Source organism: Mycolicibacterium komossense, from assembly GCF_025822605.1.
GTDB classification, from domain to species: domain Bacteria; phylum Actinomycetota; class Actinomycetes; order Mycobacteriales; family Mycobacteriaceae; genus Mycobacterium; species Mycobacterium komossense.
The window spans coordinates 89,530-102,276 of sequence record NZ_JACKTY010000046.1 but is presented as its reverse complement, the minus strand read 5'-3'; the positions used below and the strand labels follow the sequence as shown (position 1 = coordinate 102,276).

The window sequence follows — 12,747 nt, the reverse complement described above, 5'->3', positions numbered from 1 at the left end:
CACTCGTCGGCGGCCGAAGGTGCCCCTGGCCCGCGGCTGGCGCCCGCCCCGGCGCCGGTGGCCTCGCCGGCACCCACTCCTCCGCAGCCGGCACCGCCCCGGGCGGAGACCCCACCCGCGCCGCGGCACCGCAGCGATGCGGAGGTCCAGGAGGCCCTGAACACCGAAGCGGCCGAGTCTGCCGACGAGTCCGACGGCAAGCCCGGCGGCACCCCCGCAGCGGAATTGCTGGCGCGGCTGCAAGCCGGGGCGGCCAGGACCGGCGGGCGGCGGCGCCGCGAGGACTGAGGCGTCGGCCGCTTGAGCTACAGTTTGGTCCGACCGTCCGGTACCCGATCTGAGCGGACCGGAACGAATCGATGACGTCAGCGAGGTCGTCTGCGTGGGGACTCCCGGTGGAATCCGTCCTGCCCGGTTGAAGGTGGGAATCATCTCGGCGGGCCGGGTGGGCACGGCGCTCGGCGTCGCACTCGAACGTGCCGAGCACGTCGTGGTCGCCTGCAGCGCCATCTCGACCGAATCGCGGACCCGCGCCGAGCGCCGGCTGCCCGATACGCCGGTGCTGCCTGTCCACGAGGTCGCCGACCATTCCGAGCTGCTGCTGCTCGCCGTTCCCGACGCCGAACTGGCGTCGCTGGTCACCGGGCTGGCGGCGACATCGTCGGTGAAACCGGGAACGATCGTCGCGCACACCTCCGGGGCCAACGGCGTCGCAGTGCTCGCTCCGCTGGCCGAGCAGGGCTGCATTCCGCTGGCGATCCATCCCGCGATGACTTTCACCGGTGGTGACGAAGACATCGTCCGGCTGGCCGACACCTGCTTCGGGGTCACCGCGGCCGACGAGATCGGGTACGCGATAGCGCAGTCGTTGGTCCTGGAAATCGGCGGCGAGCCCGTCGGGGTCCGCGAACGGGACCGGACGCTGTATCACGCGGCACTGGCCCACGCGAGCAACCACATCGTCACCGTGGTGGCCGACGCATTGGAGGCACTGCGTGCGGCGCTGGCCGGCCAGGAACTGCTGGGGCAGGAATTGGTGGGAGACAACCCCGGCGGTATCGCCGAACGCGTCATCGCCCCGCTGGCCCGGGCGGCACTGGAAAACACCCTGCGCCGCGGGCAAGGCGCACTCACCGGCCCGGTGGCCCGCGGCGATGCCGTGGCCGTCGCCGGCCACCTCGCCGCGCTCGGCGACCTCGATCCAGAACTCGCCGAGGCATATCGGGCCGTCGCACTGCGCACCGCGCAGCGATCGCACGCGCCGGCATCCGTCTTCGAGGTGCTGGCGCGGTGAAGCCGATGTCATCGAAGTTTCAGGCCGGCCAGCTCAACGTGTACCCGTCACCGGCCGCCGTCGCCGAGGTCACCAGGGCACTGCGGCACACCGGCCGACGGGTGATGCTGGTGCCGACAATGGGCGCCCTGCACGACGGGCATCTCGCGCTGGTCCGGGCGGCCAACCGCGTGCCCGGATCCGTTGTGGTGGTGTCGATCTTCGTCAACCCTCTGCAGTTCGGGCCGACCGAGGACCTCGACGCCTACCCGCGCACTCTCGACGCCGATCTCGAACTGCTGCGCAGCGAAAACGTCGAGATCGCGTTCACGCCGACTGCCGCGGCGATGTATCCGGACGGACCGCGCACGTCGGTGCATCCTGGAGTATTGGGGGCCGACCTCGAAGGATCTTCGCGGCCAACACATTTCGCGGGCATGTTGACCGTGGTTATGAAACTCCTGCAGATCGTGCGTCCGGACCGCGCGTTCTTCGGGGAGAAGGACTACCAGCAGCTGGTCCTGATCCGGCAGATGGTTGCCGACCTCAATATCGACACGGGCATCGTCGGGGTGCCGATCGAACGGGAATCCGACGGGCTGGCCATGTCGTCGCGCAATCGCTACCTCGATGCCGAGCAGCGTGAACAGGCCATCGCCTTGTCGGCGGCCCTACTGGCCGGCAAGTACGCCGCTGCCCAGGGGCCCGAAGCGGCGGTCAGTGCCGCGCGGGCAGTGCTAGAGGAGGTTCCGGCGATCGAAGTTGATTACCTGGAGGCTCGCGGTCCTGGGTTGGAACCGTCACCGGCGGCGGGGCCGGGGCGGCTGCTCGTCGCCGTGCGGCTGGGTACCACCCGACTGCTGGACAACATCGCCGTCGACCTCGGTGGGGGCAACCCGAGGCTGGCCGGGCATCCCGAAATGCCTTGGAGGAACTGATAAATGCTCCTCGCCATTGACGTCCGAAACACGCACACCGTCGTCGGGCTGATCTCCGGCTCGGGGGAGCACGCGAAAGTCGTGCAGCAGTGGCGGATTCGCACCGAACCCGAAGTCACCGCAGACGAACTCGCGCTGACCATCGACGGTTTGATCGGTGATGACTCCGAACGGCTGACCGGGGCGGTCGGCCTGTCCACCGTTCCCTCGGTGCTGCACGAGGTCAGAGTGATGCTCGACCAATACTGGCCGTCGGTCCCGCACGTATTGATCGAGCCTGGTGTCCGCACCGGGATCCCACTTCTGGTGGACAATCCGAAAGAGGTCGGCGCCGATCGTATTGTCAACTGCCTGGCTGCCTTTCACCGTTACGGCACCGCAGCCATCGTGGTGGACTTCGGATCGTCGATCTGTGTCGACGTGGTGTCGGCCAAAGGCGAGTTCCTCGGTGGGGCCATCGCGCCGGGCATCCAGGTGTCCTCGGACGCCGCGGCGGCGCGCTCGGCAGCACTGCGGCGCGTCGAGCTCACCAGGCCCAGATCGGTGATCGGCAAGAACACCGTCGAGTGTATGCAGGCGGGAGCGGTATTCGGCTTCGCCGGGCTGGTCGACGGCATCGTCCGGCGGATCCGGGAAGACGTCGACGGATTCGCCGGCGACGATATCGTGGTGGTTGCCACCGGGCACACCGCACCGCTGCTGCTCCCCGATCTGCGCACGCCTGCACAGTACGACCGGCATCTGACCCTCAACGGGCTGCGGCTCGTCTTCGAGCGCAACCGTGACGGCCAGCGCGGAAAGCTCAAACCCGCGCGCTGACTAGAAGAGCGTCCGGCGACCGATGCAGAGCGAGAGACGAGGTATGGGGAGGAGCTGGACGATCAGAAGAACGTCCGGACCATCTCGACCACCCTGTCGTCGGCGTCGAGGACCGGGATCATCTGCCACTTGTCGAAGACGGTGCATGGATGGGAGATGCCGAACTCCAGCCAGGAACCCACCTCGGCCCGGTCGGCATCGCCTGCGTCCAGTTGCAGAAACGCGTGCTGGTCATTGAGTTTGGTCACGAAGCTGTTCGGAAGTGCCCGCGGTATCGGCAGATCCTCGTCGAAGGACACGTCGCGGCGGCCCAGCGTGAGCAGTGCGAGGTCGGGTTCGGGTCGGGAACACACCTGCGCCCACACGCTGAGCGCGGGGAGCAGAGTGGGCGGCTGTACCCCGGCCCGGGTCAGGGGTGACGTCCGCCGGTACAGGCCCTCGTCGTGGGTCAGATACGCCCCGCTGCGCAGCACGGTGCGCACGGCCAGGCCCGCGGGCCATCCAGTTGCCAGCATGTCGGTGACCAGGTCGAAGTGGGTGCTGCCGCCGGCTGTGACCAGCACCTCAGCGGTGTCGAACAGGCCCGCCAGTCGTCGCACCGTCGACCGCATCCGTTCGAGGTAGTCGCGCACCACGTCCCGAGCCGCTGGCGTGACGTCGTGGCCCAATGCCGCTTCATAGCCGGCCACCCCGACCAGGCGCAACTGCGGTGAGGCGGCCGCGGCGGCCGCGACTTCGTCGATGTCGTCGTCGGTGCGACAGCCAGTGCGGGCGCCGGCCGCGCCGACCTCGACGCAGACATCGACCCGGCGGGTCGCGCCGGCGGCGGCCAGCTCGGCCGTCATGAGCTGCACCCCGCGCACCGAGTCCACCCAGCACGTCAGGTCGAAATCCGGGTTTCCATCCAGTTCTCTTGCCAGCCAACGCAATCCGTCGGAGTCTACGAGCTGGTTGGCGAGTATCACCGTGCTGATCCCAAAGGCGCGGAAGGTTCGCACCTGGCTGATGGTGGCGGCGGTGATGGCACATGCGCCCGCCCCGAGCTGTTTCGCACACAACTGGGGTGACATGTGTGTCTTACCGTGCGGGGCCAGATAAACCCCGCGCTCGGAACACCACCGCGCCATCGTGTCCAGGTTGTGGGCCAGCGGGTCGGCCCGTAGCACGCACACCGGACCCAGCGGTCCCGCTTCGAGCAGACGCGGTTTCGCGGCACAGATCTGGGCCGGCGTCTGCCCGCTCCACTCGACCGGTAGCCCTTTGAAACGCCAATCGAGAGGTTCGTCGGCAAGCGTCGAGAGGGCAGTTGCGCTGATGGTCGCGGTCACGGGATCAATTTAGGCCCGCACAGTCCACTAAGCTGGCACGTCGTGAGCTCTGCGGATACTTCGAATTCGACGAACGCGTCTGCCTCCGAGTCTTTCTCCGAGGCCGACCTCCCCGAACAGTTCCGTATTCGGCAGGCCAAGCGGGAACGACTTCTGGCGCAGGGGCGTGATCCGTACCCCGTCGAGGTGCACCGCACCCACACGCTGGCCGAGATCCGCGCCGGCTATCCCGACCTTGCCGCGGACACCACCACCGGCGACATTGTCGGCGTCGCGGGTCGGGTGGTCTTCGCGCGCAACTCGGGCAAATTGTGTTTCGCCACCCTGCAGGACGGTGACGGCACCCAATTGCAGGCCATGATCAGCCTCGCCGGTGTCGGGCAGGAGTCCCTCGACGAATGGAAGGCCGATGTCGACCTCGGCGACATCGTCTTCGTGCACGGCGAGGTGATCAGTTCTCGCCGCGGAGAGCTCTCGGTGCTGGCGGATTCGTGGCAGATGGCGTCGAAGGCGCTGCGGCCGTTGCCGGTGGCGCACAAGGAGATGAACGAAGAATCCCGGGTGCGTCAGCGTTATGTCGATCTCATCGTGCGGCCGGAGGCCAGGATCGTCGCGCGCCAGCGCATCGCCGTCGTGCGGGCGGTGCGTTCGGCGTTGGAACGACGCGGCTTTCTGGAAGTCGAGACGCCGATGCTGCAGGTTCAGGCCGGCGGTGCGGCCGCACGGCCCTTCGTCACCCACTCGAATGCTCTCGACTCCGACCTGTATCTACGGATTGCGCCGGAACTGTTCCTGAAGCGTTGTGTCGTCGGCGGCCTGGACAAGGTGTTCGAGTTGAATCGAAACTTCCGAAACGAAGGTGCGGATTCCACACATTCACCGGAATTCTCGATGCTTGAGACTTACCAGGCATACGGAACCTATGACGATTCAGCCGTTGTCACGCGTGAACTAATTCAAGAAGTCGCAGATGAGGCGATCGGCACCAGACAAGTGCCACTGCCTGATGGCGAGATCTATGACCTGGACGGTGAATGGCCGTCGATACAAATGTATCCTTCTTTGTCGGATGCTCTCGGTGAAGAGATCACCCCGGAAACACCGGCCGATTATCTGTGGAGTGTTGCGGGTCGGCTGGATCTTGAGCTACCGAAAGATCGTGGATACGGTCACGGCAAGCTGGTCGAAGAGCTGTGGGAGCACACCGTCGGCGACACGCTGTGGTCTCCGGCTTTTGTGAAGGATTTCCCTGTCGAGACAACGCCATTGACGCGTCAACATCGCAGTATCGACGGCGTTACCGAGAAATGGGACCTTTACGTGCGAGGATTTGAACTCGCCACCGGATACTCGGAGTTGATCGACCCGGTTATCCAGCGGGACCGGTTTGCGGCGCAGGCCAGAGCGGCTGCCGCAGGTGATGACGAGGCCATGGTGTTGGATGAGGACTTTCTCGCCGCCATGGAGTATGCGATGCCACCGACGACCGGAACGGGAATGGGTATCGATCGCTTGTTGATGTGCCTGACGGGGTTGTCAATTAGGGAGACAGTTTTGTTCCCGATTGTGCGGCGACACGTCAACTGAACTGCTGCGCTTGCCCGCGTTGTTGAGCGGGGAAGATTCTTATGGCACATTAGATAGTGGGGGGCCGGTCGTCAAACAGACGATTACCCACATGTGTGCAGAGATGAAGGATCAGTGAGCTAATGGCTAAGAAAGTTACCGTCACGTTGGTCGATGATTTCGACGGTGAGGGTGCTGCTGACGAAACAGTGGAATTTGGCCTCGACGGTGTCACCTATGAGATCGACCTTTCGAACAAGAATGCCGGAAAGCTCCGTGCCGACCTCAAGCAGTGGATCGAGTCAGGTCGCCGTGTCGGCGGTCGTCGTCGCGGCCGTGCGCCGGGATCGGGCCGGGGCCGTGCCGCAATCGATCGCGAGCAGAGCGCTGCTATCCGCGACTGGGCCCGTCGCAATGGACATAATGTGTCGACCCGCGGCCGCATTCCTGCCGACGTCATCGACGCGTTCCACGCCGCCACGTAATTCTCGTTCGCACACCTGCGCCCTGAGTCGGGTTTTCGGGGCGTTTCGCTAGCGGCGAAGCGGCCACTTGGCGAAGCGGGAAACGAATCGGCATTTCCCGACGTTGCTCTGGTGCGTCTACCTGGTTTGCCCATCGGTTGGTACCCCAAGGTAGGACACCCCGGGCGAGCGCCCATTAGAGTGGACGGCAGGTGCTGTGCACTTCTCGTGTGCGGGAGCCCGCGCTATACGCGCCATGTATATGAGAGCAGGTAACCACGGATGTTCGAGAGATTTACCGACCGTGCCCGCAGGGTCGTCGTCCTGGCTCAAGAAGAGGCCCGGATGCTCAACCACAACTACATCGGGACCGAGCACATCCTGCTGGGCCTCATTCACGAAGGTGAAGGCGTAGCCGCCAAATCCCTCGAGTCTTTGGGCATCTCGCTGGAAGGCGTGCGCAGCCAGGTTGAGGAGATCATCGGCCAGGGCCAGCAGGCGCCCTCGGGTCATATCCCCTTCACCCCGCGCGCCAAGAAGGTGCTTGAGCTCTCGCTGCGTGAGGCATTGCAGCTCGGCCACAACTACATCGGCACCGAGCACATTCTGCTCGGCCTGATTCGTGAAGGCGAAGGTGTCGCCGCCCAGGTGCTCGTCAAACTGGGCGCCGAACTGACCCGGGTCCGCCAGCAGGTGATTCAGCTGCTGTCCGGATATCAGGGCAAGGAGACGGCCGAAGCCGGTACCGGGGGACGTGGTGGCGAGGCGGGCAACCCGTCCACGTCGCTGGTCCTGGACCAGTTCGGTCGCAACCTGACCGCCGCCGCGATGGAAGGCAAGCTCGATCCCGTCATCGGCCGCGAGAAGGAAATCGAGCGGGTGATGCAGGTGCTGAGCCGGCGCACCAAGAACAACCCGGTGCTGATCGGTGAGCCCGGCGTCGGCAAGACCGCCGTCGTGGAGGGCCTGGCCCAGGCGATCGTCCACGGAGACGTGCCGGAGACGCTGAAGGACAAGCAGCTCTACACGCTTGACCTCGGCTCGCTGGTGGCCGGCAGCCGTTACCGCGGTGATTTCGAGGAGCGCCTCAAGAAGGTGCTCAAGGAGATCAACACCCGTGGCGACATCATCCTGTTCATCGACGAGCTGCACACGCTCGTCGGGGCCGGTGCTGCCGAAGGTGCCATCGACGCGGCCTCGATCCTCAAGCCCAAGCTGGCCCGTGGTGAACTGCAGACAATCGGCGCGACCACCCTCGACGAGTACCGCAAGTACATCGAGAAGGACGCCGCCCTGGAACGCCGCTTCCAGCCGGTGCAGGTTGGCGAGCCGTCGGTCGAGCACACCATCGAGATCCTCAAGGGCTTGCGCGATCGGTACGAGGCACACCACCGGGTGTCGATCACCGACTCCGCCGTGGTGGCCGCAGCCACCCTGGCCGACCGGTACATCAACGACCGGTTCCTGCCGGACAAGGCGATCGACCTGATCGATGAGGCCGGCGCCCGGATGCGTATCCGCCGGATGACCGCTCCGCCGGACCTGCGTGAATTCGACGAGAAGATCGCCGACGCGCGCCGGGAAAAGGAATCCGCGATCGACGCGCAGGATTTCGAGAAGGCCGCCAACCTGCGCGACCGCGAGAAGACGCTGGTTGCTCAGCGTGCCGAACGCGAAAAGCAGTGGCGCTCAGGTGATTTGGATGTCGTGGCCGAGGTCGACGACGAGCAGATCGCCGAGGTGCTCGGCAACTGGACCGGTATCCCGGTGTTCAAGCTGACCGAGGAGGAGACCACTCGGCTGCTGCGCATGGAAGATGAGCTGCACAAGCGGATCATCGGCCAGGTGGATGCCGTTCGTGCCGTCTCGAAGGCCATCCGCCGCACCCGGGCCGGTCTGAAGGACCCCAAGCGTCCGTCGGGCTCGTTCATCTTCGCCGGTCCGTCCGGTGTCGGTAAGACCGAGCTGTCCAAGGCGCTGGCCAACTTCCTGTTCGGCGACGACGATGCACTCATCCAGATCGACATGGGCGAGTTCCACGACCGCTTCACCGCATCGCGGCTCTTCGGTGCCCCTCCGGGCTACGTCGGCTACGAAGAGGGTGGGCAGCTGACCGAGAAGGTCCGGCGGAAGCCGTTCTCGGTGGTGTTGTTCGACGAGATCGAGAAGGCGCACCAGGAGATCTACAACACCCTGTTGCAGGTCCTCGAAGACGGCCGCCTGACCGACGGCCAGGGACGCACGGTCGACTTCAAGAACACCGTGCTGATCTTCACGTCCAACCTCGGCACCTCGGATATCTCCAAGGCGGTTGGTCTCGGCTTCACCCAGGGTGGCGGCGAGAACAACTACGAGCGGATGAAGCAGAAGGTCAACGACGAGCTGAAGAAACACTTCCGCCCGGAGTTCCTCAACCGCATCGACGACATCATCGTCTTCCACCAGTTGACCAAGGACGAGATCATCCAGATGGTCGATCTCATGATCGGCCGGGTCGGAAACCAGCTCCGCGCCAAGGACATGACCATGGAGCTGACCGATCAGGCCAAGTCTCTGCTGGCCAAGCGCGGGTTCGACCCGGTGCTGGGGGCGCGCCCGCTGCGACGCACCATTCAGCGTGAGATCGAAGACGCGTTGAGCGAGAAGATCCTGTTCGACGAGATCGGTCCCGGCCAGGTCGTCACGGTCGATGTCGACAACTGGGACGGCGAGGGCGCGGGCGAGGACGCGGTCTTCACGTTCGTCGGCGCGCCCAAGGCGGAGAAGGTCGACGAGGCAGAGCTCGCCAAGGCTGTCACCACTGGCACTGGCGCGGCTGCTTCGGAGTAGACACCAGATCGAAGGACGGGCGGTTACCCTCATCGGGTAACTGCCCGTTTTTCGTCTCCGAGGAGTGACGACCCATGCTGGTAGTGACCACCAACGACCTTCCCGGCTGGGAGATCCAGCGGGTGTGTGGCGAGGTATTCGGGCTGACTGTCCGGTCCCGCAACGCGTTCTCGCAGATGGGGGCCGGCTTCAAATCGATGTTCGGCGGCGAGTTGCAGGGGATGACGAAAAATCTGGCCGAAAGCCGCAACGAAGCCATGGGCCGACTCATGGAGGAGGCCCGCAACCGGGGTGGTAACGCCATCGTCGGAATGCGGTTTGACACCACCGAGCTGGGCGACGTCTGGACCGAGATCTGCGCCTATGGCACCGCCGTCCAAGCGGTGCCCGTCAGTGATGGGGCGAAGTACACCGCATCGCAGTTGGGTTATGGCGGCGGGGGCTAGACAGGCCGCTTATGCTTCACAGGTACCTGACGGTTTATGAATCTGGTGAAAATCCGGAACGGCCGCGCCACTGTCACAGTCAGACCAGACGCCGTCACCTCTCGAATCGGGACGCGAACTCCCCGAAAGGATAGAAATGACCACACCTGGCGCTAGCCGGAGCAAGGCTCTCCCGCTCGATCTCTCCGCCACCAAGGCTGCTGTCTGGCTGTCGCTGACCGCCGTTCTCGCGCTGATGGTGCTGTACTTCGTCGGTGTCGACCAGGGCGCCACCTCGGTCTTCGGCGACAACATGTACATCCATGAGTTCGTGCACGACGCTCGCCACCTCCTCGGCTTCCCCTGCCACTGACGCAGGGAAACCCCACACACAATGGAAAAGCAGATAATCGGGCGCGGCCTCCTGGCCGGCGCCCTTGCTGGAGTGCTCGCGTTCGTGTTCTCGACGATCTTCCTCGAGCCGGTCATCGGCCGGGCGATCGAGTTCGAAGACGGCACGGCGGCCGCTCATGAAGCCATGGAGACGGCTGCGGGTAGCGGCGGCCATAGCCACGAGGGTGGTGAACTGTTCACCCGCGGCGTCCAGTCGACCGCCGGGATGGGCTTCGGCGTGCTGGCGTTCAGTGTCGCGCTGGCCGCACTGTTCGCCGTGGTGTTCTGCGTGGCCTACGGGCGCATCGGCAACATCTCGGCCCGGGCCCTGTCGGTGCTGATCGCGGGCGGCATGCTGATCTCGCTGTGGATCGTGCCTGCGCTCAAGTACCCGCCGAATCCGCCGGCGAGCAGTGATGACGCCACCATCTTCCAGCGATCGCTGCTGTATCTGCTGATGGTGGGATTGTCGGCGGTCCTGATGGTGGCCGCGGTGTATCTGGGCCGTCAGCTGGCCCCGAAGCTGGGGGCGTGGAACGCGACGCTGGTCGGCGGCGCGGCATATCTGGTCGCCGTGTCTGTCGTGATGCTGCTGCTGCCCACCATCAGCGAGACCCCGGGCCCGATGACCAATGACGCAGGGGTGATCGTGTTCCCCGGCTTCCCGGCGATCGACATGTACGAATTCCGGCTCTACTCCCTGGGCACTCAGGTGATCATCTGGACCACCATCGGGCTGGTGTCCGCGGCGCTGTTCTCACGTCTCCTTGACGGCAAGCGGCAAGAGACCATTTCAGTGTGAGTGAGGTCGTCCGGCTGACATTCGTCTCCCACGCAATGACGGATGCGATGGCAGCCGGGCGATTTCCCACCGACGAGCCGCTCAATGCGATCGGGCAGCGTCAGGCCGATGCGTCCATCGACCTCGGTCTCGTCGACCAGGCGATGTGCGGCCCGGAAAAGCGGGCCCGGCAGACCGCCGAGCTCCTCGGACTCTCGGCGCGGGTCGATCAGGGATTGGCCGACCTGGACTGCGGCCGCTGGCGAGGTGATGTGCTCGGCGGAGTGAAACCCGATGACCTCGCAGTCTGGCTGACCGACGTCAAACGCGCCCCGCACGGCGGCGAGTCGATCGTCGACGTCGTTGCCCGCGTGCGCGGGTGGATGGAGACCATGACGGCCAACCGGGCCCGATTGGTGGCCGTCACGCATCCGGCGGTTATTCGAGCGGCAATTCTGATCGCGCTCGATGCACCGCCAAAGTCGTTCTGGCGCATCGATATTGCCCCGGTCAGTCGAATCGTCCTGCATTTTCGCGGACATGCCTGGACACTGCGCAACACCTAGTGAGCCGGCGGGGCCTGGCCAACGGGGATCAGGGCGAACATCTGCTTGATGATCGTCATCAGCCAACCCGCAGTCCCGGGACCGTGGAAGCGCGGCCAGTTCATCTGCAGGCTCAGTACCCAGGGCTGACCGGTCCTGTCGACCGCATACCAGCTGAAAGTCAGGTCGCCGGGCAAGTTGCCTGCCTTCGCGCCGATATAAGGCCACAGCTGACGGTCGAGATCGATACCGGAGATCGCCGACATGATCTCCTTGATCGGCGCCGCTGGGCCGACCGCGGCCGTCTGCAATGCGGCGTGCACCCGGCAGATGTCCTCTGCGCTGCCGTACCACTCAATGCCGTAGGCGGAGCCGGGATCGCGGGTGTGCAATGGATCCGGCTCGTAGGGGCGAGAACTGGCGTCTTTGAGCAGCGCCGCGCGACCTGCCGCATTCGCATGCTGCCACTGGTCTCGCAGGTCCGGTTTGCCCCAGCCAATCGAGAACAGCTCGTGCATCGTCGGGAACGGCGTCATGCTGGCGGGATCGTGATGCCCGGCGTCGGCGAGCGCGCGTTCGACGGCGTGGATTCCGACCCGCTCGATCAGCATGTCGGTGGCCATGTTGTCGCTGTTGGAGATCATCTTCTGGGCGGCGGTCCGCACCGATACCTGAGTGCCGGGCGGCAGCTTGTCGAAGCCCGACGAGCCGACAGCCTTGCCCTCGGCAGTGATGGTCAGCTGGTCGTCCCATGACAACCTGCCCGCGGTGATCTCTTCGCCCACGGCGTAGAGCACGTAGGTCTTGAAGATGGACGCCAGCGGCAGCGATTCGGTGGTGTTGGTTCCCGCGAACTGGTCACACTTGCCGTCGTTGACCCGCGAGACCCGGTACGAGTACTTCGCGCCGGTTTTCGACAACACCGCGTCGACATCCGCCCAGGATTTGATCTGCGGCGTCTGGGTGGTGACCTTGAATCGGTCCACCAGCAAGCTGTCGTCGGTGTGCAATTCGATGTCCTGGCGGGCACCGTAGGACGACACGATGTGCAAAGTTGCTGCGCCCGCTCCGATTTCGACGCCGGCGATCGTATAGGGACGGTCGTACCACATGCCGTCCATGGTGGTGCCGACCGAATCGACGAGATCTGGCGCGGTCAACGTCTTGATTCCGACCGGACCGATCGGCCAGTCGGAGTTCAACATGTCCATCACCTGCTGGGCCCGGACTCCCGGCGGGGTGTTGGTGTTGATGTGCACTCCGGCGTCACCGGCATTGGCCGACGGAGTGCCCGAAGACCCGCAGCCGCCGACCAGGGTGACGACGAGCGCAGCCGTGCAGACCAACGCTGCTGCTCGACGCAGCCCCCGCCGGGTTGTCAAGCGT

General features: G+C 65.1%; 12 protein-coding genes and 1 pseudogene. 11 read left to right on the top strand and 2 right to left on the bottom strand.

Annotation, left to right across the window (positions count from 1 at the left end; genetic code table 11):
- The 4 genes and pseudogenes from H7J73_RS27570 to H7J73_RS27555 form a co-directional block, all read left to right on the top strand.
- Positions 1 to 288: pseudogene (locus tag H7J73_RS27570) on the top strand (DUF6779 domain-containing protein); the annotation flags it as partial.
- A gap of 94 nt (positions 289 to 382) precedes the next feature.
- A complete protein-coding gene (locus H7J73_RS27565; protein WP_264070980.1) occupies positions 383 to 1,294 on the top strand; it encodes a Rossmann-like and DUF2520 domain-containing protein in 912 nt (303 codons plus the stop codon).
- A gap of 5 nt (positions 1,295 to 1,299) precedes the next feature.
- A complete protein-coding gene (gene panC, locus H7J73_RS27560; protein WP_264070979.1) occupies positions 1,300 to 2,211 on the top strand; it encodes a pantoate--beta-alanine ligase in 912 nt (303 codons plus the stop codon).
- Between the two features lie 3 nt (positions 2,212 to 2,214).
- The gene (locus H7J73_RS27555) at positions 2,215 to 3,030 is read left to right on the top strand and encodes a type III pantothenate kinase (RefSeq protein ID WP_264070978.1); all 816 of its coding nucleotides are present in this window, start codon (positions 2,215 to 2,217) and stop codon (positions 3,028 to 3,030) included.
- A gap of 62 nt (positions 3,031 to 3,092) precedes the next feature.
- Here H7J73_RS27555 and H7J73_RS27550 read toward each other — a convergent pair whose 3' ends face one another.
- On the bottom strand, positions 3,093 to 4,358 hold the full coding sequence (locus H7J73_RS27550; RefSeq protein WP_264070977.1) for an alanine racemase: 1,266 nt from the start codon (positions 4,356 to 4,358) through the stop codon (positions 3,093 to 3,095).
- 42 nt (positions 4,359 to 4,400) lie between these two features.
- On the opposite strand from H7J73_RS27550, the gene lysS reads away from it, so the two are divergent.
- The 7 genes from lysS (at position 4,401) to H7J73_RS27515 (ending at position 11,382) form a co-directional block, all read left to right on the top strand.
- The gene (gene lysS / locus H7J73_RS27545) at positions 4,401 to 5,945 is read left to right on the top strand and encodes a lysine--tRNA ligase (protein WP_435405590.1); all 1,545 of its coding nucleotides are present in this window, start codon (positions 4,401 to 4,403) and stop codon (positions 5,943 to 5,945) included.
- A 122-nt stretch (positions 5,946 to 6,067) separates the two neighbouring features.
- Positions 6,068 to 6,409 (top strand): histone-like nucleoid-structuring protein Lsr2, encoded by a 342-nt coding sequence (gene lsr2, locus H7J73_RS27540; RefSeq protein ID WP_264070976.1) that lies wholly within the window; start codon positions 6,068 to 6,070, stop codon positions 6,407 to 6,409.
- Positions 6,410 to 6,670: 261 nt separating this feature from the next.
- Positions 6,671 to 9,217 (top strand): ATP-dependent protease ATP-binding subunit ClpC, encoded by a 2,547-nt coding sequence (clpC1, locus tag H7J73_RS27535; RefSeq protein WP_264070975.1) that lies wholly within the window; start codon positions 6,671 to 6,673, stop codon positions 9,215 to 9,217.
- A 74-nt stretch (positions 9,218 to 9,291) separates the two neighbouring features.
- Positions 9,292 to 9,663, top strand: coding sequence for a YbjQ family protein (locus H7J73_RS27530; RefSeq protein WP_264070974.1), 372 nt, complete (start codon positions 9,292 to 9,294; stop codon positions 9,661 to 9,663).
- A gap of 136 nt (positions 9,664 to 9,799) precedes the next feature.
- Positions 9,800 to 10,015 carry a CbtB domain-containing protein gene (locus H7J73_RS27525; RefSeq protein WP_264070973.1) on the top strand — a complete coding sequence of 72 codons (216 nt, stop codon included), beginning with the start codon at positions 9,800 to 9,802 and terminating at the stop codon, positions 10,013 to 10,015.
- A 21-nt stretch (positions 10,016 to 10,036) separates the two neighbouring features.
- Complete coding sequence (locus tag H7J73_RS27520) at positions 10,037 to 10,837, top strand: CbtA family protein (protein ID WP_264070972.1); 801 nt, start codon at positions 10,037 to 10,039, stop codon at positions 10,835 to 10,837.
- Entirely contained in the window at positions 10,834 to 11,382 is a 549-nt protein-coding gene (locus H7J73_RS27515) for a histidine phosphatase family protein (RefSeq protein WP_264070971.1), read from the top strand. Before H7J73_RS27520 ends, H7J73_RS27515 begins: the two co-directional genes overlap by 4 nt.
- Here the strand turns inward: H7J73_RS27515 and H7J73_RS27510 are convergent.
- On the bottom strand, positions 11,379 to 12,743 hold the full coding sequence (locus H7J73_RS27510) for a serine hydrolase (protein WP_264070970.1): 1,365 nt from the start codon (positions 12,741 to 12,743) through the stop codon (positions 11,379 to 11,381). The two genes, H7J73_RS27515 and H7J73_RS27510, sit on opposite strands and share 4 nt — an antisense overlap.
- Positions 12,744 to 12,747: the final 4 nt, after the last annotated feature.